This window comes from Phytobacter ursingii (assembly GCF_001022135.1).
GTDB lineage: Bacteria > Pseudomonadota > Gammaproteobacteria > Enterobacterales > Enterobacteriaceae > Phytobacter > Phytobacter ursingii.
This window is the reverse complement of the sequence record NZ_CP011602.1, coordinates 3,413,719-3,436,444: the sequence shown is the minus strand read 5'-3', so window position 1 is coordinate 3,436,444 and position 22,726 is coordinate 3,413,719. Positions and strand designations below refer to the sequence as shown.

Sequence of the window (22,726 nt, the reverse complement as noted above, 5' to 3'; positions counted from 1 at the left end):
AGGTGCGTTGCCTGCGTCAGTGCACCCCAGTCACAGAGTTGTCTATGCTCCCGGGGACTTACTGACTTGCCGCCTTCCTGTAACCCGAACTATTCAGAGTAGGGTTAAAAACGTTACCGTTAAGCATAGCAGGAGCGTCAGCGGGGGTTATGCGAGCCAGCGCGTGATACGGTTTTGAATCCCCGCCGCATCCAGCCCCAGTTCAGCACGTGCTTCGTCCTGGGTTCCCTGCGGAATGAAAAAGTCCGGCAGGCCAATATTCAGCACAGGAATCGGTTTACGCTGCGACATTAATAGCTCGTTCACGCCGCTGCCCGCGCCACCGATGATGGCGTTTTCTTCCAGCGTAACCAGCGCGTCATGCCGTGCTGCCAGCGCAAGAATCAGTGCATCATCAAGCGGTTTAACGAAACGCATATCCACCAGCGTGGCGTTAAGTTCTTCTGCGGCTTTTGCGGCTTCCGGCAATAAGGTACCGAAGTTAAGGATGGCGATTTTCTCACCTTCACGCTTCACTACGCCTTTACCTAATGGCAGTGTTTCCAGCGGTTCAAGCGTCACGCCAACCGCGTTGCCACGCGGGTAGCGCACGGCGCTCGGGCCTGCGTTGTGGTGGTATCCGGTAAACAGCATCTGGCGGCATTCGTTCTCGTCGCTTGGCGTCATGATAACCATGTCAGGGATACAGCGCAGGTAAGAAATATCAAACGCTCCCTGATGGGTCTGGCCATCCGCGCCGACAATCCCTGCACGATCAATAGCGAACAACACCGGCAGTTTCTGAATAGCGACGTCGTGGATAACCTGATCATAGGCGCGCTGCAGGAAGGTAGAGTAGATGGCGACCACTGGCTTATAACCGCCAATCGCCAGCCCGGCGGCAAACGTCACCGCGTGCTGTTCAGCGATCGCAACATCGAAATAGCGATCCGGGAATTTGCGGGAAAACTCCACCATGCCTGAACCTTCACGCATCGCGGGGGTAATCGCCATTAACTTGCTGTCTTTTACCGCCATTTCGCACAGCCAGTCGCCGAAAATCTTCGAATAGCTCGGCATACCGCCGCTGCTTTTTGGCAGGGTACCGCTGGTCGGGTCGAATTTTGGCACCGCATGGAAGGTGATGGGGTCTTTCTCTGCGGGCTCATAGCCCCGGCCTTTCTTGGTCATGATATGCAGGAACTGCGGGCCTTTCAGACCGCGCATATTCTTAAGCGTATTGATAAGCCCCAGAACATCGTGACCATCGACCGGGCCAATGTAGTTAAAACCTAGCTCTTCAAACAGGGTGCCGGGCACCACCATGCCTTTGATATGTTCTTCGGTACGCTTGATAAGCTCTTTGATCGGCGGCACGCCGGAAAGCACCTTTTTGCCGCCTTCGCGAAGCGTGGAATAGAGTTTACCGGAGAGTAACTGCGCCAGATGGTTATTCAGCGCGCCGACATTTTCAGAAATCGACATCTCATTGTCGTTCAGCACAACCAGCATATCCGGGCGGATATCGCCTGCATGGTTCATGGCTTCAAATGCCATCCCGGCGGTAATCGCGCCATCGCCAATCACGCAGACGGTGCGGCGCTGCTTGCCTTCTTTCGCTGCGGCAACGGCAACGCCAATGCCCGCGCTGATGGATGTGGAGGAGTGACCGACGCTTAATACATCGTATTCACTTTCACCACGCCACGGAAAAGGATGCAGGCCGTTTTTCTGCCGGATAGTACCAATACGATCGCGCCGACCTGTAAGAATTTTGTGCGGATAAGCCTGGTGGCCAACATCCCAGATTAACTGATCAAATGGCGTGTTATAGACATAATGCAGTGCCACGGTCAGTTCAACCGTGCCAAGCCCGGAGGCGAAGTGTCCGCTGGAGCGGCTCACGCTGTCGAGCAGGTAGCGACGCAGTTCGTCGCACAGCTTTGGCAGGCTCTCTTTTGGCAGCGAACGTAATTCCGCGGTGGAATCAACAAGTGCCAGGGTCGGGTATTTGGCTATATCAAAACTCATCAGAGACTCATCGTGTTGCTCGTCATCCATTGGGCGATGTTTTTGCCTTTCGGCAACCCGGACGATTCAAAGCGTATTGTTTATTTATCACGCTGGATTATGTAATTCGCCAGTGCTTCCAGTGCCGTTGTATCCAGTGATTGCGCCGCCAGAAGATCCAGAGACTGGCGAGCATCGGCAATCAGATCGCGGGCTTTCATCCGGGCTTGCTCAAGGCCCAGTAACGCAGGATAGGTGCTTTTGCCGAGCTGCTGATCGGCGCCCTGGCGTTTACCAAGTGTCGCAGTATCGCCGACAACATCCAGGATGTCATCCTGAACCTGGAAGGCCAGACCGATGCTTTCCGCGTACTTATCCAGCACCGGCAGCCATTGATGGCCTGTATTGCCCGCGCTCAGCGCACCCATTCTTACCGCCGCGCGAATTAACGCGCCTGTCTTATGGCGATGAATACGCTCCAGCGCGGCTAAATCGACCTGTTGACCTTCTGCGGCGAGATCCAGAGCCTGACCCCCGCACATACCCGCTGCACCGCTGGCGATAGCCAGTTCACGAACCATGGCAAGGCGATCTTGCGTTGCCACTTCTGGCATGGGCGCATCGCTGAGTATAGTGAACGCCAGCGTTTGCAGCGCATCTCCGGCCAGTATCGCATTCGCTTCGCCGAATTTGATGTGGCAGGTGGGCAGGCCGCGACGTAAATCATCGTCGTCCATGGCAGGCAGGTCATCGTGAATCAACGAATAGGCGTGAATACACTCAACCGCCGCGGCTGGGGCATCCAGGGTTTCCCGGCTGACGCCGAACATGCTGCCGGTCGCATAGACCAGGAACGGACGCAGGCGTTTACCGCCTAATAGTGCGCCATACTGCATTGCCTCAACCAGAGGAGTGTTCTGAAAGGGAAGGGGGGCAATAAACCGCCGCAATGCATCATTGGCATGCTCGACACAGGCCTGTAACTGTTGGCTAAAGTCCATTTACTCGTTATCCGGTGTGAACGGCGTGAGAGGCGCGTCTTCATTGTCGGACAGCAAAATCTGTACGCGCTGTTCCGCCTGCTGGAGTTTCACTTGACCCTGACGGGCAAGCTGTACGCCACGTTCGAATTCATTAAGGGCCTCTTCCAGCGGAAGATCGCCGCTTTCAAGACGAGTAACAATCTGTTCCAGCTCGCTTAACGCCGTTTCAAATGTGGCGGGTGCGTCGTTTTTCTTTGGCATAGTGAATGTTTGACTCTTATTGATACCGACTACGATATGGTAGCGAAGTCGTGAGGCTTAGCAAATAACGCGCAATGGTCATGCAAAATGCCCAGGAGCTTCGCGATGGTGGTATACTTCCGCGCCTGGATGGCAGCCGCGTTATACACTTCATCCTTCAAACTGCTTCTTTGTTGGCTGCCTTTGTTCATCCCAGTGACTTACGTAGGTAAGCTCCTGGGTTCACTCAGTTGCCGCCGCGAAGCATTTTGAATGATTTTGTGTATAAGGGCTGCTGTACTATTTTCCATTACACGCCCCGTCGGGCTTACCAACGAACCATTGCCGCCATGAAGTTTATCATTAAATTGTTCCCGGAAATCACCATCAAAAGCCAATCTGTGCGTTTGCGCTTTATTAAAATTCTTACCGGGAACATTCGTAACGTTCTTAAGCAGTATGATGAGACCCTCGCTGTGGTCCGTCACTGGGATAATATCGAAGTGCGCGCCAAAGATGAAAACCAACGTCTGGTGATTCGCGACGCGCTGACCCGTATCCCGGGTATTCACCATATTCTGGAGGTGGAAGATGTACCGTTCACCTCTCTGCACGATATTTTCGAAAAAGCGCTGGTGCAATATCGCGAGAAGATTGAAGGCAAAACGTTCTGCGTGCGGGTGAAACGTCGCGGCAAGCACGAGTTCAGCTCAATTGAAGTGGAACGCTACGTCGGCGGCGGTTTAAATCAGCACGTTGAGACCGCCCGCGTGAAACTGACGCACCCGGATGTCACCGTGAATCTGGAGATCGAAGATGATCGCCTGCTGCTGGTGAAAGGCCGTTACGAAGGTATTGGTGGTTTCCCGATTGGTACGCAGGAAGATGTGCTGTCACTGATTTCCGGTGGTTTTGACTCTGGCGTATCAAGCTATATGCTGATGCGTCGCGGCTGTCGCGTGCATTACTGTTTCTTTAATCTGGGTGGCGCCGCGCATGAGATTGGCGTGCGTCAGGTTGCGCATTACCTGTGGAACCGCTTTGGCAGCTCCCACCGCGTGCGGTTCGTCGCGATCAATTTTGAGCCCGTGGTCGGCGAGATCCTCGAAAAAGTCGACGACGGTCAGATGGGTGTCGTACTCAAACGTATGATGGTCCGTGCGGCCTCTAAAGTTGCCGAGCGCTATGGTGTGCAGGCTCTGGTGACCGGTGAAGCGCTTGGTCAGGTCTCCAGCCAGACGCTGACCAACCTGCGCCTGATTGATAATGTCTCCGATACCCTGGTCCTGCGCCCGCTGATCTCTTACGATAAAGAGCACATCATCGATCTGGCGCGTGAGATCGGTACCGAAGATTTCGCCCGTACCATGCCGGAATATTGCGGTGTCATTTCGAAAAGCCCGACGGTGAAAGCCGTGAAGGCCAAAATCGAAGCGGAAGAGGAGAACTTCGATTTCGCCATTCTCGACCGGGTGGTGGAAGAGGCCTCGAATATCGATATTCGCGAAATCGCTGCGCAGACCAGCGAAACGGTTGTGGAGGTCGAAACGGTCAGCGGATTTGGTCCGAACGATGTCATTCTCGATATCCGTTCCATTGACGAGCAGGACGATAAGCCGCTGGCGGTGGGAGGCATCGACGTGGTGTCGCTGCCGTTCTATAAGCTGAGTACCAAATTTGGCGACCTTGATCAGAGCAAAACCTGGCTGCTGTGGTGTGAGCGTGGGGTGATGAGCCGCCTGCAGGCGCTTTATCTGCGCGAGCAGGGTTTTAACAACGTGAAGGTCTATCGTCCGTAAGCGTTGCTGTGTCTATGGGCCGGGCGACATGTTGCCCGGCCTGTCTGACGCCCCCAGGGAAATCCTGGCAGGCTAAGCAGGCACATTATGCGCCGTAATAGTTATAAATACCGGCTGGAATGACCAACTGCGACGCCACCTCATGGGCTTTTTCCCCGCCGACCAGCAGATCAATAATTTTCAGTGCAAAGTCGATAGCGGTTCCCGGCCCCTGGCTGGTGAGCAATTTCACGCGTGGATCCCAGACGACGCGTTTGTCCTGCCACTGCTCCGGCGGAATTTTCTCTTTCAGTGCCGGAAAGCCGGTCATATTGCCAAGCGGGAACAGGTTATGTGGCACCAGCACGGTGGCGGCCGCTGCGCAAATGGTCGCGACGATACGCCCGGAAGCATGGAACTGCCGTACGGTCTCAACCAGCAACGGGCTGTCACGAAAACATTCGGCCCCTTTGATTCCACCCGGTAAGACAATAACGTCGTAATCACCGTCCGCCACAGAGACCAGGGGGGCATCTGCCAGCAGCCTGACCCCACGCGAACAGATGATAGCAAGATTTCCGTCGCTGGCGACACTGGCCGTCGTCACGCTAATACCGCCACGTACCAGCAGGTCGATAGTGGTGACCGCTTCGGTCTCTTCACTACCAGGGGCGAGACATACCAGAGCTGATGCGCTCATACTCACTCTCCTTACGTTTCACTAAGTCATACAGCCGCGCGTTTTCCGGGACCGCGATACCGTGGGCACGGGCGCGTTTGAGCAGGTAACCTGTGATGTAATCGCACTCGGTATGACGCATGGCGCGAATATCCTGCAACATGGAGGAAATATTATCCGCCGTGTTATCAATCACCTGATAGACATAGCTTAGTAACTCATCCGCCGAGATATGGTGACCTTCACGCTCAATGACGGCTGCGACCTCATGGGTAATTTTCTTGATTTCATCGGGAAAGTTACGTAAATCGCCGTTTCGGCAATTTTCCAGCGCGCTTAGCGGATTTACCACACAGTTGACCGCCAGTTTACGCCAGAGGGCCGGGCGGATGTTGTTGTGCCAGGCCACATCCGGAAGCACCTCCTGCAGACTATCCGCCAGGTAGCTAAAGTCACCGTCCTGTTGTCTCGCCGGGCCAATATGCGTCGTGCCGCTGGCGACATGCACAATGACATTGCCGTCGCGCCGCGCCGCGTGCGTCGTGGTGCCAATCAGTAAAGGCTGCGACAGTGATTTCAGCTCTTCTACCGTTCCCATGCCGTTATGAATAAGCAAAATGGGTGTAGTGGCAGGCAAAATCGCCGCTAAACTTCTCACCGCGTCGGAAACTTGCCAGGCTTTAAGCGTGACGAGCAATAAATCGCTGCTCGCCAGAAATTCTGGATCGTTCGCGGTCAGGGATTCGTTAAAAATGGAGCCATCTTCATCAACCAGGTTCACACTGCAAAAGGGTTGCGGTACGCGCAACCAACCCTGTACTTCGTGTCCATGCTTGCACAGGGCAGTTAACCACAATTGCCCTAAAGCACCGCATCCGAGTACGGTAATTTTCATTGTTCCTCCTCACCTGCAACTGCGCCAGGTGTCACTGCTTACAGTATAGCGCCGTCAGCACTGCATTCGGCTATTACAAGTTGAGTTATGCTTCGTTGCGGGTATTATGCATCGCAATAAACACTGAGGGAGAAGAAAAGATGCCATCTTTCGATATTGTTTCTGAGGTTGATCTTCAGGAAGTCCGCAACGCTGTTGAAAATGCGACCCGTGAAGTCGAAACACGCTTCGATTTTCGTAACGTTGAAGCCACTTTTGAGCTGAATGAACAGAATAAGACGATCAAAGTTCTCAGTGAGTCCGATTTTCAGGTCAATCAATTGCTGGATATCCTGCGCGCGAAGCTGTTAAAACGCGGCATTGAAGGTACATCAATTGATGTTCCGGAAGAGTTTGTCCACAGTGGCAAAACCTGGTTCGTTGAAACCAAACTCAAACAGGGCATTGAGAGCGCCGTTGCCAAAAAAATCGTTAAGCTGATTAAAGACAGCAAACTGAAAGTGCAGACGCAAATTCAGGGCGAAGAGATTCGCGTTACCGGAAAATCCCGTGACGATCTGCAGTCGACAATGGCACTGGTGCGCGGCGGAAACCTGGGGCAGCCTTTCCAGTTCAAAAACTTCCGCGATTAATAAAAAAGCGGGGTTCCCCCGCTTTTTTTATGCCCTGCTAATGGCTTGCTCGACCTCGAAGCGATTGGTGACTTTGCTGTCGATTTTGACGTAGGCGCTACGTTCCTCAGCAACCACCAGTACTTCGCTCACCCCTTCTGTTGCCAGCAGCCGCGCCTGCAATGAGGCATCTGGCGTGACGCCCTCCGGTATCGCAATGCGCAGGCTGCTCACATAGGCGGGTTCCTGCATGCTTCCGGCTACCAGCAGCCAGATCATGGCCAACAACGCGCCCGCCAGAAAGACCGTCTGTGAGTCAAACAGGCCATCGACCCAGCCCCCCAGCGCGCCGCCAATCGCCACGCCAAGAAACTGGCTGGTGGAGTAAATCCCCATTGCTGTGCCTTTGTATCCGGCAGGGGCTTCTTTACTGATAAGCGACGGTAGCAGGGCTTCCATCAGGTTAAAGGCGAGGAAGAAAATCTGTACTCCCAGCACCAGTTCCCAGAAATGGGGACCCGCGCCCCAGAGCACGATCTCCGCAATAAGCAGTAGCACGACGCAAAATACAAACACGCGTTTCATGCGGCGCTTCACTTCCGCATAAATGATAAAAGGCACAACGGAAACAAACGACACCAGCATGGTGACGAGGTAGATTTTCCAGTGATCGCGGGCGGCAAATCCGGCGGCTTCGAGCATGCCCGGCAGGGCGACAAAGGTGGACATCAGCAGAATATGCAGACACATGATGCCGAAATTGAGTTTCAGCAGTTTTGGCTCCATCAGCACCTTGCTAAAACAGCCTCTTACCATGCCTGACTCGCGGTTCAGGACATGATTTTTGCTGTCCGGCACCACCCACAATGTTAATACGATACCCAGGGTCGCCAGCCCGGCAATCATCCAGAACAGCGCGTGCAGGCCCAGTTTATGGGTGATAATCGGGCCAAGCACCATGGCAATCGCAAACGTTACACCAAAACTGACGCCAATAAAGGCCATGGCTTTGGTACGATTTTGTTCGCGGGTTAAATCTGAGAGCAGGGCCATCACCGCAGCCGCAATGGCGCCGGAGCCCTGTAATGCTCGCCCAAGAATAATGCCCCAGATGGAGTCTGAGAGAGCCGCAATGATACTGCCGATGACAAAGATGGCGAGACCACCGACGATCAATGGCTTGCGGCCAACGCGATCAGAAAGCAGACCGAAAGGAATTTGAAACACCGCCTGGGCCAGACCGTAAATGCCAATCGCCAGACCAATCAGCGCCTCACTGGCACCCTGTAATGCCATGCCATATGTGGTCAGAACGGGCAGGACCATAAACATGCCAAGCATGCGCAGGGAAAAAACAGTCCCTAAACCCCAGGTTGCGCGCAACTCGCCTGGCGTCATTTTATAATCGTTCATCACCACCTCAATCTAAAAACAGGCCATAGTTTAGGCGTGGTGTCAGGCGCGGTAAATAGGTGATTGTTTAATAGATATTACGAGGCTGTGAACGGTATTTTTTCCTTCGCCAACCTGCGTTTATTAAAAAACCGAAACGGACAGTTTCCAGGGCCTTCGCAAATTGAGTCTGCGTGTGTGATCACCTGCTGTTGCAGCGCTTTAAGATAACCGTTCTGATGATCACATCAAGGCCGTGCCGGTGAGAGGCGGTAAGGGGGAGGGGGGAGAAATCAGAGCGCGGTAGCCCACTCGCAGACATAAAAAAACCGGGGGGATCCCCGGTTTTTAACAGGCGCTACCCGTTACCAGACAGCAGCGAGCAGATTGTGAGAGTCAGGAACCATAAAATCCACTGACATCATCACGCTTAGCGCAGTAATCGCGATGATGGAAAAGCCGAACAGCTTACGCGCCCAGACTTTGTCGTCTTCCACTTTGTAGCCACGCAGCGCCATACCCAGCCACCATACGCTTACGGCCGCAGCAACCACCAGATATTTATACCCGGCGTAACCGCCAAGGGAGAGCATCAGTGTTGCGACAGCAAAAGCGATGATATAGAGCGTGATATGGTTCTTCGCGACAGAAATGCCTTTCACCACCGGCAGTACCGGGATGTTTGCCGCCTGGTAATCTTTAAAGCGGAAAATGGCAATGGCGTACGAATGGGGCATCTGCCGGAGGCTGAAAATCGCCAGCAGAATAGCCGCACCGCTGTCAAACCCGCCAGTGACGGCACAGTAGCCAATCACCGGAGGCGCTGCGCCGGAAAGCGAGCCGATGAGCGTGCCGTAGACCGAGTGGCGTTTCATATACAGGCTGTAGACGCCTACATAAACCACAAAGCCCATCACCCCCAGCCAGCAGGCCAGAGGATTCGCGCCAAACCACAGCAGCATGAAGCCAGCAATACCCAACAAGGCAGCGTAAACCAGCGAGACTTTCGGCGAAATCAGGCCCCGGACCAGCACGCGGTTTTTCGTCCGCTCCATCTTCTTATCGATGTCACGGTCAATGTAGTTGTTAAATACACAACCGGAGGCGACAACCAGCGACACGCCAATCAGCGTGTAGACGAACAGCGGGTAGTCAATATGGCCTTTAGAGGCCAGCAGGAACCCACCGATCACCGAGATCAGGTTGCCAAAAATAATGCCAGGTTTCGTTACTTGCAGGTATTGCTTCAACATACTCGCCGCTCTTAGTGAACCATCATGTTGTAGTTGAGGTTCCACATGATCCAGATGGAGCCGACTACCAGGATTGCGATGATAATCACGGTAAAGACGAAAGCCGTCATATTCCAGCCTTCATCGGACTTGGTGTTCATGTGCAGGAAGCAAACCAGATGCACCAGAATCTGCACAATCGCGGTAACCAGTACGGTGCCCAGAATCGCAGCATGAGAAGCCGTGCCGCTCATCACCATCCAGAACGGAATGACCGTCAGGATGATCGACAGGATAAAACCTGTCATGTAGGTTTTTACGCTACCGTGGGAAGCGCCGTGTTCCGTTGAATGACTCATTACATCGCCCCCATCAGATAAACTACAGAGAACACACAGATCCACACCACGTCCAGGAAGTGCCAGAACAGACTCAGGCACATGATACGGGTACGGTTGGTGCTGGTCAGGCCGCGACGGGATACCTGGAACATCAGTACAGCCATCCAGATAAGACCCGAGGTGACGTGCAGACCGTGGGTACCTACCAGCGCGAAGAACGCGGAGAGGAAACCACTGCGGTCCGGACCCATGCCTTCTGCGATCAGGTGATGGAATTCATAAATCTCCATACCTACGAACCCGGCACCGAAGAGGAAAGTCAGCGCCAGCCAGGAAATCACCTGGCTTTTGTTGTTTTTGTACATGGCGATCGCCGCCATGCCGTAGGTGATGGAGCTGAATAACAGCAGTGCGGTTTCTACCAGGACGAACGGCAGCTCGAAAATGTCCTTGCCAGCCGGGCCGCCCGCAGTGCCGTTCACCAGAACGGCATAGGTAGCAAACAGGCATGAGAACAAAATGCAGTCGCTCATCAGGTAGATCCAGAACCCAAATACCTTAGTCGGGCCTGCATCGTGGTGCCCATGATCGTGCGCGTGGGCATTCGCGTGCGTTAAAGTATCAGTTGCCATTTTTCAGCCCTGCCTTTGAAACCTCAGCGAAATGCTGGTTTTCCAGTTTTTCGATTTCTGCAACCGGTACGTAGTAATCCACGTCCTCGTCGAAGCTTTTCACAATCCAGGTAATGATCATGCCGGCGAAGCCAACAATCGCCATCCACCAGATGTGCCAGATCATCGCGAAACCAAACACCGTTGCGAAGGCGGCAATAACAACGCCTGCACCGCTGTTTTTCGGCATATGAATCTCTTCATAATGTGCCGGTTGTTTGTACGCTTCGCCTTTTTCTTTCATTTCCCAGAAGGAATCACGTTCGTGAATCTCAGGAACGACTGCGAAGTTATAGAACGGCGGCGGAGAAGAGGTCGCCCATTCCAGCGTACGGCCACCCCACGGGTCGCCGGTCAGGTCACGGTTCTGGTCGCGGTCGCGAATAGAGACGTAAATCTGGATCAGCAGGCAGAGAATACCGATAGCAATCAGCGCCGCACCACAGGCTGCAATCACCAGCATGGAGTGGAACTGCGGGTCAATCTGCTGGCTCAGGCGACGGGTCATCCCCATAAAGCCCAGCACATACAGCGGCATAAATGCAACGAAGAAGCCGATGATCCAGAACCAGAATGCGCGTTTACCCCAGGTTTCATTCAGCGTGAAGCCAAACGCCTTCGGCCACCAGTAAGTCAGACCTGCAAAGCAACCGAACACCACACCACCGATAATAACGTTATGGAAGTGGGCAATCAGGAACAGACTGTTGTGCAGGACGAAATCCGCACCTGGAACCGCCAGCAGAACGCCGGTCATACCGCCCACGGAGAAAGTGACGATAAAGCCGATGGTCCACAGCATCGCAGAGTGGAACACGATGCGACCCTGGTACATGGTGAACAGCCAGTTGAAGATCTTCACCCCGGTCGGGATGGCGATGATCATCGTAGTAATACCGAAGAAGGCGTTTACGTTCGCGCCAGCACCCATGGTGAAGAAGTGGTGCAGCCAGACGATGAACGACAGGATGGTAATACAGATGGTCGCCCATACCAGCGACGTGTAACCAAACAGACGTTTACGCGAGAAGGTTGCTGCGATTTCGGAGAACACCCCGAACACTGGCAGAACCAGGATGTACACTTCCGGATGGCCCCAGGCCCAAATCAGGTTGATGTACATCATCATGTTGCCGCCCATATCGTTGGTAAAGAAATGGGTACCGATATAACGGTCGAGGGTCAACAGCGCGATGGTTACGGTCAGAATGGGGAATGAGACAATAATCAGTACGTTGGCGCACAGAGATGCCCAGGTAAATACCGGCATCTTGAACATGCCCATGCCCGGTGCACGCATCTTCAGAATCGTCACGAAGAAGTTGATACCGGTCAGCGTCGTACCGATACCGGAGAGCTGGAGCGCCCAGATCCAGTAATCGACCCCGACACCAGGGCTGTATTCAATTCCCGATAGCGGCGGATAAGCCAGCCACCCCGTCTGCGCGAACTCACCGACGCCCAGAGAGATGTTAACCAGAATCACACCGACAACCGTGAACCAGAAGCTCAGGTTGTTCAGGAACGGGAACGCCACGTCACGCGCACCGATCTGCAGAGGAACCACCAGGTTCATCAGACCGATAACAAATGGCATCGCCACGAAGAAGATCATGATCACACCGTGAGCGGTGAAAATCTGATCGTAGTGGTGAGGCGGCAGGAAGCCTGCTTCCCCGGCTGAAGCCAGCGCCTGCTGGCTACGCATCATCACGGCATCAGCAAAGCCACGCAGCAGCATAACGACTGCAACCGCAACATACATAATGCCAAGACGTTTGTGGTCTACAGAGGTAAACCATTCATTCCATAGCCATGCCCACTTCTTAAAGTAAGTGAGCAGACCGACTACCGCCAGTCCCCCGACGATAATCGCAGCAACCGTGACCATAATAATGGGTTCATGGTACGGCACTGCATCCAGTGTAAGTTTTCCGAACATCGTATTCTTCCTCGACCCCTTTAGTGAGAGGCTTCCGCGTGGCTCATGTCCATGCCTTCCATACCTTCATGCGAGGCGTGCTCACCTTCTGGCTGGGTCATGTCCATGCTCTTGCCGTGGCCCATAAATTTGTTGATAACGTCTTTAAACAAATCGGGTTTCACGCTGGAGAAGTATTCAACCTTGTTGTATTCGCTTGGTGCGGCAACTTTCTCGTACGCATCCATGTCAGCCATGGTGTTCTGAGATTGTTTCACTTTAGCGACCCATTGGTCGAACGCTGCGCGGTCCGGCGTGGCAATAGCTTTGAACTTCATACCGGAGAAGCCTGGCCCGCTATAGCTGGCGGAGATACCGTCATAGGTACCGGCTTCATTGGCGATAAGATGCAGTTTGGTCTGCATACCCGCCATCGCGTAAATCTGGCTGCCCAGACGCGGGATAAAGAACGAGTTCATCACGGAGTTGGACGTCACCTTGAATTCCACCGGAGTGTTCGCCGGGAAGGCGATTTCATTCACGGTAGCAATGCCTTGTTCCGGGTAGATGAAGAACCATTTCCAGTCCATGGCGACAACTTCAATCGTGACAGGTGCTTCGTCATGCGCCAGCGGTTTGCTTGGTTCGAGCGAGTGGGTAGTTTTCCAGGTGAGTACTGCGAGGAACAGGATGATCAGAATCGGCACCGTCCAGACCACAGCTTCAACTTTGTTGGAGTGTGACCAGTTAGGGCTATACTTCGCATCTTTATTGCTCGCACGATACTTCCAGGCGAAACCAACGGCCATCAAGATGGCGGGAATAACGACAATCAACATCAGGCCAAATGCCGTCAGTATCAGCGAACGTTGCTCCAGTCCAATCTGTCCTTTGGGGTCAAGTAGTGCAGAATCACAGCCACTGAGTAAAACCGTGCCTGCAAATAATGACAACCATCCCAAACTTTTATTGTATTTCCTGAGTCTCATTTACCGACCTCAATTCCACGGGGATCTGGTGGCGTTTAAAGTGTGCGGGCATTTTACGGGAAGGTTACATTACTGTAAACATGAATGGCGTAGTGTCAGTATGGTGTTACTGGGTTCTGCCGATTATGTCACACGAAATGCAACAACCTGTAAAATCGGGTGTTCGCACAGCCTGTTATTAAGGTTATAACGAAAATCCAGGATTACAATAAGGGTGAGGGTAAATTGGTATAACCAATCAAAATGATAAACAATTGGTTAACAATATTTCAGCATTTATTGAACATTACCGGAAACATTAAATTAATAACTATGCTGAATCGTTCAAGAGTAACGCTTAATTAATACCGCACAAAATAATTAAAGAAATTTTCTTCATCTCTCGATAAATATTCTCATGTTGAATATTTTATGCTTGCTTGTTTATTGAGCGAAATAATAACTGAAAGTGAATATCTTAAACGAATCCGCATAACGTGCCGATTATTAGATTGTGATTCGTTTTTGCTTTGTGATCAGTGACTAAGGGATAGAAATGACCATAACAGGAAACGACTCGCCAATTATTGGGATTGATCTGGGAACATCTAATAGTGCTGTCGCATGGTTTGATGGCGCGAACCCGCAGTTGCTCATGGGTGCGCTGGGCGAAAGATTAACGCCCTCCGTGGTGGGGCTGGACGACGCCGGTAATCTGCTGGTTGGCGAAGCGGCGAAAGCGCGGCTGGTCAGCCATCCGCACCTGACGGTCGCCAGTTTCAAACGCTACATGGGAACAGATAAAACGTGGAACCTGGGTTCACGCCGGTTCCGGGCGGAAGAGCTGTCGGCGTTAGTACTACGTAAACTTAAGACCGATGCGGAAGTCGCGCTGGGTGGCGCTATTTCTCGCGCAGTCATTACTGTACCTGCTTATTTCAATGATGTTCAGCGTAAGGCGGTCAAAGCGGCAGGAAGGCTGGCCGGACTTGACGTTGAGCGCTTGTTAAATGAACCCACCGCGGCATCCCTGGCATATGGGCTTGCAGATAATCGCGAGCAAAAATTCCTGATTTTCGATCTCGGCGGCGGCACCTTCGATGTCTCTATCGTCGATATGTTTGAAGGGGTGATTGAAGTTCGCGCCAGCAGCGGCGATGCCTGGCTTGGCGGCGATGATTTTACTCAGGTCATTCGTCAATGGATGCAAGCGCGTTACCCAGCGTTAGCCGATCCGAATGCAGCGTGTGCGGCGGAGTTAAACCGGATTGCCGAGATGTTCAAATGCACGCTGAGCCAGCAGGATGAAACCAGTACGGCGCTGAACTGTAACGGTGAGGAGTATCGCTGGACCTTAACGGCAGAGACCTTTGCCGAGTGTGCCGCCTCTCTTCTCACGCGGTTAAAAAAGCCGGTTGTGCAGGCATTGCAGGACGCACATTTCGACCCTGAGCACCTCGATCATGTCATTCTGGTAGGAGGCGCGACCCGTATGCCGATTGTTCGTCAGATGGCGACCCGGATGTTTGGACGTTTCCCGCGTAGCGAATTAAACCCCGATGAAGTGGTGGCCCTTGGCGCCGGTGTCCAGGCCGGGCTGATTGCCCAGGCATGCGCGCTGGATGATATTGTCCTGACGGATGTCATGCCGTACTCCCTGGGGATCGAGGTTTCAAGACGAAATGGCGACAAAATCGATACCGGCTATTTCCTGCCGATCATTGAACGTAACGCCTTTGTGCCTGTTAGCGTGATGAAGACCGTAAGTACGCTGTTTGATAATCAACAGTATCTGGAAATTGAGGTTTACCAGGGGGAAGCCCGTCGGGTAAGCGACAATCTGTTGCTGGACAAAATGAAGATCTCCGTCCCGCGCCGCAAAGCCGGCGACGTGAGCGCTGACATCCGCTTTACCTATACGCTGGACGGCATTCTGGAAGTTGAGTGTAAGGTTCAGGGTGAAGAGACCGCATCAACCCTGGTTATTGAAAAAGTACCCGGTCAGCTCAGCGAAGAAGAGATTCGTGAACGTCTTCAGCAACTCGATGACCTGAAAATGCACCCCCGGGATGTGCCAGAAAATCGTCATTTACTGGCAGAGGCTTCGCGTTGTTACGAACAGCATCTGGGGGAGCGGCGACAAATTATCGATCACTACGCCAGCCAGTTTGAGCAGTCACTCGATCGCCAGGATGTGCGTATGATTGCCACTGCACGGGATGAATTGCGTCAGGTGCTGAATCAATTTGATGACGGGATGTGAGTGATGGCGACAATTTGGGAAACCCTGGGAATCGAACCGACAACCGATGAAGCGGTCATTCGTAGGGCATACGCACGGGAGCTTAAGCAACATCGTCCCGATCAGGATCCGCAAGGCTACCAGCAACTGCGTGAAGCATTCGATGCGGCGAAAGAATATGCCAAAGGCGAGATGATTTGGCTTGATGACGGCAACGTGCAAGCCGCGGTCAACCTCGATTCCCTACTGGCCGGATTAACGCAAGCTGAAACACACGTGGTTCCGCAACGGGTTGCCCCTGCCCCCTTGCAGCCTGACTGGCAACGAGAAACCCTTGAGGAAGATGCGGAGCGCTTTTCCGTTCAGTTACTGATGGATGAAAGTGACGCGCTTAACGCGCTGCGCCACTACCTGGATCACAACCTGCCGGATGCGCTGGAAGCCCGACGCGTATTCAGCCTTGAGCTGGCGCAGGCCCTGAGTCAACGACAGGGGATTTCCCGTAGCCTGGTCAATAATGTGTCAGACATTATGGGATGGGATCTGGGGGGATATCGCGATTCACCCCTGCCTTACTGGGTCATTCACGCCCTGGACACGCAAATTGATGCGACTGCGGCGGATAATCACTGGGACTATTTACGCCGACAGGCTAGCCTGGATCGGCAGCGCCGTCTGGCCTGGCGCATTTTGAGCGGCGAAGTACAGCATTTACCCTGGTGGGCACGGCTCATACCGGATTTCGTTCAGGGGTTATTGAATCAGGTAACGGAGATCAGAAATGCTTATCCGCAATTACTGGAACGGGTTAACCCTGAGTTGCTCCGTCTTTCTACTCCCACGCTGGCCGTCTCCTGGGGCGCGCTGATCGCTATCTGGTTTTGGGGTTTTGCTCTGTATATTCAGGTCAAGGCTGATGCGCATTTAGTCTGGCAGGCGGTAACCATGGTGGGGATCGTGATCCTTTATTTGTGGGGGGCGCCTGTGCTGCTGTCGCACTACTTACGTGAGAAACCGCTCGCCCGCATAAGCCATATTTTCTTCTGGCTACTTTCATGGGGCATTATGGCCGTTCCCCTGTTCCACATCTACGTGCTGCTTTATCACTATCCGCCAGCAAGTATCGGGGTTGCACGGACCTGCATGTTCACTGCTGTGATTGCTTACCCTGTCTGGTGGCTGGTGCGCAGTAATTTACATCAGTGGTACGCCATGCCCTTTAATGGTGTCGTAAAACTGATCATGCTGCCTATCCTGTTCCTCAGGCAGTTGCCCCCCATGGTCAATGTCGTCGGACTCATCGTCCTGCCACCGTTATATAGCTACGTGATTAAGTGGATCTATTTTTTCAATTAATCCCTGTGTGAGCGCCAGTAATGCTGGCGCTTTCAGACAACACGCGTTTTGCGTAGCGACAGAAAATCCAGTAGCCCGCCATAGAGAATGCCGACAAGCGCCAGGATTGCGCCGAATTCCAGAAACGTACTGCCAATGGCGATATGGGCCCATCCGCTGGCGTTCACTATCAGAATGAACAGCCAGATACCCAATAACAGACAACCAGTAGCAAGCAGGCGTAATGCCAGACGGTAGGCTTTGGCATACTCAGTGCGAGGCATAAAACGTTCGGTGCGTTGCGTGAATTCAAGCGTCTCTTTACAGAGAAGCAGCATCAGAAGACCTGGCAGGGCAGCCACGATAGAAAACAGATAAAACATTGACCAGCCATGCGCTTCGACAAACCAACCTGCCAGCGGCCCAACGTAAACCCGACCAACGGCAGAGAGCGCAGAAAGCAGGGCGAACTGCGTGGCAGAAAAGGACTTGTTGCACAGTGTCATCAGCAACGCGACGAAGGCCGACGTGCCCATACCGCCGCAGAGGTTTTCCAGAAAAACCGCTGACGCCATGCTGATGAGATCTTTCGGCGTAACAGCCAGCAGCCAGTACCCGGTATTTGAAATGCCCTGCAGCAGACCGAAAATCAGCAACGCGCGAAACAGTGACAAGCGTTGCATTAATACGCCGCCCCAGAGTGCGCCAATAATGGTGGCAATAAGCCCAAGGGTTTTGTTAACCACGCCCACTTCACCGGCGTCAAACCCGACGCCGCGAATCAGAAAGGTGGTTGTCAGGCTCATCGCGAACGCATCACCGAGCTTATAAAGGACAATCAACAGCAAGATAAGCCAGGCATTGTTGCGACCAAAGAAATCGCGCAGTGGTTCGACAACGGCTTGTTCCAGCGTGCGCGGTGCCGGGATCGCATCGTTCGGTTCAGGAGCCAGTAACGTTGCAATAATACAGGGAATCAGCAGCCCGGCCATCAGCCAGTACATGCCTTGCCAGCCCAGCCAGCGGTCAGCCAGCCACAGCGCCAGGCCGCCAGAGACTAACATGCCTAAGCGATAACCCAGGACGCTAATTGCTGCCCCGGCTCCCCGCTCCTCTGCGGGTAGCACATCCGTTTTCCACGCATCGAAAACAATGTCCTGCGACGCAGAACAAAAAGCGATAACGACCGCCAGTCCCGCCATCCAGCGCAGATGACTGCCTGGCTCAAGAAAGCCCATCGCCGCGATCGAAGCAAGTAAACCCAGTTGCGTAAGGAGGAGCCAGCCCCGGCGTCGGCCAAGGAATGATGGGGTGTAGCGGTCCATCATCGGCGACCAGAGAAATTTAAATACGTAGGCCTGGCCGACAAGCGAGAAGAAACCGATGGTTTTCAGATCGACATTCGCCACTGTCATCCACGCCTGGAGCGTACCGGATGTCAGCGCCAGCGGTAAACCTGAGGCAAAACCAAGCATCAGCAGAATGGCTGATTTGGGTTGCTGAAAGATGCGAAGGTAATGACTGGACATGATTCAGTACTGGCCCGGCGAACCGGGCCAGCGTGCGGAACTTAACGCGTGTTCTGCTTGATGAACTGATGAATGGTGGTGTCCTGAGACATATCCGCGATAGTGTCGGTCAACACGCTGTTAACGGCATTCGTTATCTTGTCGTTAGTCGCCTGGAGTGCGCCTTCAACGTTATAGCTGGCACGATAATTTTTCGTCATTTTATTGCCGTTAGCGGCGGTTGCGATGATCGCAATATCTGCTTTCGTCGCAATGCTGTAACGCAGGTTGCCCTGAGAAACATCGGCATACAGCTGGTTAACAATGATTTGCAGGTTAGCCGCACCGCTTGGGCCGATCATATAACCGCGTGCAGTCATTTGTTTTTCGAGCACTTCTTGTAGTAAGAAGCGCAGGTCGCGGGACGCCGTTAAGGTAACCAGTTGGTTATCGCGGGTGACTTTTGCCAGTGCCTGGTCAGGACGCTGGTCGGCACCAGTAATGCTCACTGTAACGCCCATCAGGCTAGGATCCTGCTGTGGCAGCGTAATCTTCGGTGACACTTCAAGCGTGGTTGGCGGGGTGGCACACCCGGCCAGCATAAATAAAGCGACCAATGGGAAGAGAAGTTTTTTTAACATGTTCAGGCTCTCAGTGGATCTTAAGCTTAGATAGGGAAAATTCTTGCCATCATAACATCGACGTCAGCAAGGGGAAGTCCTCAACGCATGTAAATTCATCGCCTTGTGCTTTTTTTAACCGTACGGGATAGTTGCCTTGCCGGGTATGACGTAATTTTTGACCTTTTTAGTACAGTTCATACCTTTGAATGAGAAAATAGGACGAAAGCTAAATTTTTGTTGTTTTCTTGTTATGAACAAGATAAAAGCGGCTAACATTTAAAGGGATGGGTCGCATCTCAGCGTTGTCGGAGGAGTCCTTTCATGATGATACGTGAGCAAATAGAAGATAAATTAAGGGCAGCGTTTGAACCCGTGTTCCTCGAAGTTGTTGATGAAAGCTATCGTCACAATGTACCGGCCGGTTCCGAAAGCCATTTCAAAGTTGTGTTGGTCAGTGACCGCTTTTCCGGGGAGCGTTTCCTTAACCGCCACCGTATGATTTACGGCACCCTGGCGGCGGAACTCGCGTCCACTGTCCATGCACTGGCTCTGCACACTTACACGATTAAGGAGTGGGAAGGTCTGCAGGATACCGTTTTCGCCTCGCCGCCATGCAGGGGAGCAGGCAGCATCGCGTAAAACGCATTTGCAACTGCCTGAGCTTTTCCAGTATGTTGCGTACAGTTTAAGTAAAAACGGCCTGCGGGCCGTTTTGTTTTGTCTGAGTTTTGAGCGAGAAGCGCAATTTTTAGGTCAAAATTACCTCGGAATTGTGAAAAATGGCGCAACAATGCGGCATTCCCGTTCTCGACTCACTAAAGTGATGCCGCTATAATGCCGCGTCTTTATATATGAACGTCTTCGGGATGATTCTGGTGACAGGGAATGTATATCTGATTTGAGAGAGCATCCCGGTTCTGCGAAGCCCTATGACAGCTTCCAGATATAGAGTTGACCGAGCACTGTGATTTTTTGAGGTAACAAGATGCAAGTTTCAGTTGAAACCACTCAGGGCCTTGGGCGCCGTGTAACGATTACTATCGCTGCTGACAGCATCGAGACCGCTGTGAAGAGCGAGCTGGTCAACGTAGCGAAGAAAGTACGTATTGACGGCTTCCGTAAAGGCAAAGTACCGATGAATGTCGTTGCTCAGCGTTATGGCGCTTCCGTACGTCAGGACGTACTGGGCGAACTGATGAGCCGCAACTTTATTGACGCGATCATTCAGGAAAAAATCAACCCGGCTGGCGCACCGAACTACGTTCCGGGCGAATACAAACTGGGCGAAGACTTTACCTACTCCGTAGAATTCGAAGTTTATCCGGAAGTTGAGCTGAAAGGCCTGGAAACTATCGAAGTTGAAAAACCGGTTGTAGAAGTGACCGACGCTGACGTCGACACTATGCTGGACACCCTGCGTAAACAACAAGCAACCTGGAAAGATAAAGACGGTGCTGTTGACGCTGAAGACCGCGTGACTGTTGATTTCACCGGCTCTGTAGACGGTGAAGAGTTCGAAGGCGGCAAAGCCACTGATTTCGTGCTGGCAATGGGCCAGGGTCGTATGATCCCAGGCTTTGAAGACGGCATCAAAGGCCACAAAGCGGGTGACGAATTCACTATCGATGTGACCTTCCCGGAAGACTACCACGCTGAAAACCTGAAAGGTAAAGCAGCGAAATTCGTTATCAACCTGAAAAAAGTTGAAGAACGTGAGCTGCCGGAACTGACCGAAGAGTTTATCAAACGTTTCGGCGTTGAAGATGGTTCTGTAGCGGGTCTGCGTGCAGAAGTGCGTAAAAATATGGACCGTGAGCTGAAAGGCGCTGTGCGTAACCGCATCAAGTCTCAGGCAATCGAAGGTCTGGTGAAAGCGAACGAGATCGAAATCCCGTCTGCCCTGATTGACAGCGAAATCGACGTTCTGCGTCGTCAGGCTGCTCAGCGTTTCGGTGGTAACGAGAAACAAGCGCTGGAACTGCCGCGTGAGCTGTTCGAAGAGCAGGCTAAACGCCGCGTAATCGTAGGCCTGCTGCTGGGCGAAGTGATTCGTACCCATGAGCTGAAAGCAGACGAAGAGCGTGTTAAAGGTCTGATCGAAGAGATGGCTTCTGCTTACGAAGATCCGACCGAAGTTATCGAGTTCTACAGCAAAAACAAAGAGCTGACCGATAACATGCGCAATGTCGCTCTGGAAGAACAGGCTGTCGAAGCTGTACTGGCAAAAGCAAAAGTGACTGAGAAAGCAACCAGCTTCCAGGAACTGATGAACCAGCAGGCTTAATTTACTCATCCGGTATAAAGAGTAAACAATAAGCCCGTCACCTCCTGGTGACGGGCTTTTTTTATCGCATTGATGTTATCAGAAGTGTGCTAAAAGGGCGTTTCAGTGTTAGCGTAACAGCAAAAGGTTGTTATGCTTGAAATAAGGTGTGGTCATCCCCATTAAGGGACTATCGACTGTGAACACTCTGGCTGATAATCCGTCCGTGAGGGGTCGTAGTCAGACCTGGCTCACTCAAGTACAATCAGTACAGCAGGTTATTTATTTTTAGATCCAGGAGACGGACATGTCATACAGCGGCGAACGAGATACCTTTGCACCCCATATGGCCCTGGTGCCAATGGTTATTGAACAGACCTCACGCGGTGAGCGCTCCTTCGATATCTACTCCCGTCTTCTTAAGGAACGTGTCATTTTCATGACGGGTCAGGTTGAAGACCACATGGCAAACCTGATCGTGGCGCAGATGTTGTTCCTGGAAGCGGAAAATCCGGAAAAAGATATTTACCTGTATATTAACTCTCCGGGTGGCGTTATCACCGCCGGAATGTCAATTTACGACACCATGCAATTTATTAAGCCTGACGTCAGCACCATTTGTATGGGCCAGGCCGCGTCCATGGGCGCATTCCTGTTGACGGCGGGAGCAAAAGGCAAGCGTTTCTGCCTGCCGAACTCACGTGTGATGATCCACCAACCGTTGGGGGGTTACCAGGGGCAGGCGACGGATATTGAGATCCACGCCCGTGAAATCCTGAAAGTGAAAGGGCGTATGAACGAACTCATGGCGCATCATACGGGTCAATCTTTAGAGCAAATTGAACGAGATACCGAACGTGACCGTTTCCTCTCTGCGAACGAAGCCGTCGAATACGGTCTGGTTGATTCAATTTTGACCCATCGTAATTAATGCTCAGGCCGGAGTAGTGCCGCTATAATGAATATCGAGCGGCACTACGCTAGCCAGCGTTTTGCGCCTGGAATGGCATTTGCGTCGTCATGTGCGGCACAAAGAACAGAAAAGAGGTTTTGAC

Annotated in this window: 20 protein-coding genes; 7 read left to right on the top strand and 13 right to left on the bottom strand. The window is 52.7% G+C overall.

Translation table 11 applies throughout. From position 1 onward, the window contains the following. Positions 1 to 147: 147 nt before the first annotated feature. From dxs to xseB, 3 genes are all read right to left on the bottom strand, one after another. Positions 148 to 2,010 (bottom strand): 1-deoxy-D-xylulose-5-phosphate synthase, encoded by a 1,863-nt coding sequence (gene dxs, locus AB182_RS19845; protein WP_047373380.1) that lies wholly within the window; start codon positions 2,008 to 2,010, stop codon positions 148 to 150. An 80-nt stretch (positions 2,011 to 2,090) separates the two neighbouring features. Further along, positions 2,091 to 2,990, bottom strand: coding sequence for a (2E,6E)-farnesyl diphosphate synthase (ispA, locus tag AB182_RS19840; protein ID WP_047371594.1), 900 nt, complete (start codon positions 2,988 to 2,990; stop codon positions 2,091 to 2,093). Continuing rightward, the gene (gene xseB, locus AB182_RS19835; protein WP_047371593.1) at positions 2,991 to 3,233 is read right to left on the bottom strand and encodes an exodeoxyribonuclease VII small subunit; all 243 of its coding nucleotides are present in this window, start codon (positions 3,231 to 3,233) and stop codon (positions 2,991 to 2,993) included. It lies immediately after the preceding gene. 329 nt (positions 3,234 to 3,562) lie between these two features. Here xseB and thiI point away from each other — a divergent pair, with 329 nt between their 5' ends. Next, positions 3,563 to 5,011 (top strand): tRNA uracil 4-sulfurtransferase ThiI, encoded by a 1,449-nt coding sequence (gene thiI, locus AB182_RS19830; RefSeq protein WP_047371592.1) that lies wholly within the window; start codon positions 3,563 to 3,565, stop codon positions 5,009 to 5,011. Positions 5,012 to 5,096: 85 nt separating this feature from the next. On the opposite strand, the gene yajL is transcribed toward thiI, so the two are convergent. Together yajL and panE are read right to left on the bottom strand one after the other, a co-directional pair. Next, positions 5,097 to 5,690, bottom strand: coding sequence for a protein deglycase YajL (yajL, locus tag AB182_RS19825; RefSeq protein WP_047371591.1), 594 nt, complete (start codon positions 5,688 to 5,690; stop codon positions 5,097 to 5,099). Next, entirely contained in the window at positions 5,653 to 6,564 is a 912-nt protein-coding gene (gene panE / locus AB182_RS19820; protein ID WP_047371590.1) for a 2-dehydropantoate 2-reductase, read from the bottom strand. The genes yajL and panE overlap by 38 nt, the downstream gene beginning before the upstream one ends. Positions 6,565 to 6,704: 140 nt before the next feature. Here panE and AB182_RS19815 point away from each other — a divergent pair, with 140 nt between their 5' ends. Beyond that, on the top strand, positions 6,705 to 7,196 hold the full coding sequence (locus AB182_RS19815) for a YajQ family cyclic di-GMP-binding protein (RefSeq protein WP_041852513.1): 492 nt from the start codon (positions 6,705 to 6,707) through the stop codon (positions 7,194 to 7,196). Between the two features lie 27 nt (positions 7,197 to 7,223). Here AB182_RS19815 and AB182_RS19810 read toward each other — a convergent pair whose 3' ends face one another. The 6 genes from AB182_RS19810 to cyoA all read right to left on the bottom strand — a co-directional run bounded on the left by AB182_RS19810 (position 7,224) and on the right by cyoA (position 13,721). Continuing rightward, positions 7,224 to 8,588: an MFS transporter gene (locus tag AB182_RS19810; protein ID WP_047371589.1), complete on the bottom strand. Its 1,365-nt coding sequence runs from the start codon at positions 8,586 to 8,588 to the stop codon at positions 7,224 to 7,226. A gap of 344 nt (positions 8,589 to 8,932) precedes the next feature. Beyond that, positions 8,933 to 9,820: a heme o synthase gene (gene cyoE / locus AB182_RS19805; protein WP_047371588.1), complete on the bottom strand. Its 888-nt coding sequence runs from the start codon at positions 9,818 to 9,820 to the stop codon at positions 8,933 to 8,935. A gap of 11 nt (positions 9,821 to 9,831) precedes the next feature. Then, positions 9,832 to 10,158: a cytochrome o ubiquinol oxidase subunit IV gene (locus tag AB182_RS19800; protein WP_047371587.1), complete on the bottom strand. Its 327-nt coding sequence runs from the start codon at positions 10,156 to 10,158 to the stop codon at positions 9,832 to 9,834. Further along, on the bottom strand, positions 10,158 to 10,772 hold the full coding sequence (locus AB182_RS19795) for a cytochrome o ubiquinol oxidase subunit III (protein WP_047371586.1): 615 nt from the start codon (positions 10,770 to 10,772) through the stop codon (positions 10,158 to 10,160). Before AB182_RS19795 ends, AB182_RS19800 begins: the two co-directional genes overlap by 1 nt. After that, on the bottom strand, positions 10,762 to 12,753 hold the full coding sequence (gene cyoB, locus AB182_RS19790) for a cytochrome o ubiquinol oxidase subunit I (protein ID WP_047371585.1): 1,992 nt from the start codon (positions 12,751 to 12,753) through the stop codon (positions 10,762 to 10,764). The genes AB182_RS19795 and cyoB overlap by 11 nt, the downstream gene beginning before the upstream one ends. 20 nt (positions 12,754 to 12,773) lie before the next feature. Beyond that, positions 12,774 to 13,721, bottom strand: coding sequence for a cytochrome o ubiquinol oxidase subunit II (gene cyoA / locus AB182_RS19785; protein ID WP_047371584.1), 948 nt, complete (start codon positions 13,719 to 13,721; stop codon positions 12,774 to 12,776). Positions 13,722 to 14,256: 535 nt separating this feature from the next. Here cyoA and AB182_RS19780 point away from each other — a divergent pair. Both AB182_RS19780 and AB182_RS19775 read left to right on the top strand, forming a co-directional pair. Continuing rightward, positions 14,257 to 15,963 carry an Hsp70 family protein gene (locus AB182_RS19780; RefSeq protein ID WP_047371583.1) on the top strand — a complete coding sequence of 569 codons (1,707 nt, stop codon included), beginning with the start codon at positions 14,257 to 14,259 and terminating at the stop codon, positions 15,961 to 15,963. Between the two features lie 3 nt (positions 15,964 to 15,966). Further along, on the top strand, positions 15,967 to 17,298 hold the full coding sequence (locus tag AB182_RS19775) for a J domain-containing protein (RefSeq protein WP_047371582.1): 1,332 nt from the start codon (positions 15,967 to 15,969) through the stop codon (positions 17,296 to 17,298). Between the two features lie 32 nt (positions 17,299 to 17,330). Here the strand turns inward: AB182_RS19775 and ampG are convergent, their stop codons facing one another. Both ampG and AB182_RS19765 read right to left on the bottom strand, forming a co-directional pair. Next, a complete protein-coding gene (gene ampG / locus AB182_RS19770) occupies positions 17,331 to 18,806 on the bottom strand; it encodes a muropeptide MFS transporter AmpG (RefSeq protein ID WP_047371581.1) in 1,476 nt (491 codons plus the stop codon). Positions 18,807 to 18,847: 41 nt separating this feature from the next. Further along, a complete protein-coding gene (locus tag AB182_RS19765; protein WP_041852504.1) occupies positions 18,848 to 19,426 on the bottom strand; it encodes a lipoprotein in 579 nt (192 codons plus the stop codon). Between the two features lie 303 nt (positions 19,427 to 19,729). Here AB182_RS19765 and bolA point away from each other — a divergent pair, with 303 nt between their 5' ends. The 3 genes from bolA to clpP all read left to right on the top strand — a co-directional run bounded on the left by bolA (position 19,730) and on the right by clpP (position 22,602). Beyond that, positions 19,730 to 20,047 carry a transcriptional regulator BolA gene (gene bolA, locus AB182_RS19760; RefSeq protein ID WP_047371580.1) on the top strand — a complete coding sequence of 106 codons (318 nt, stop codon included), beginning with the start codon at positions 19,730 to 19,732 and terminating at the stop codon, positions 20,045 to 20,047. Positions 20,048 to 20,393: 346 nt separating this feature from the next. Continuing rightward, the gene (gene tig, locus AB182_RS19755; protein ID WP_047371579.1) at positions 20,394 to 21,692 is read left to right on the top strand and encodes a trigger factor; all 1,299 of its coding nucleotides are present in this window, start codon (positions 20,394 to 20,396) and stop codon (positions 21,690 to 21,692) included. A 286-nt stretch (positions 21,693 to 21,978) separates the two neighbouring features. Further along, positions 21,979 to 22,602, top strand: a complete 624-nt coding sequence (clpP, locus tag AB182_RS19750; RefSeq protein ID WP_041852501.1) for an ATP-dependent Clp endopeptidase proteolytic subunit ClpP — start codon at positions 21,979 to 21,981, stop codon at positions 22,600 to 22,602. The last annotated feature ends 124 nt before the right edge of the window (positions 22,603 to 22,726 follow it).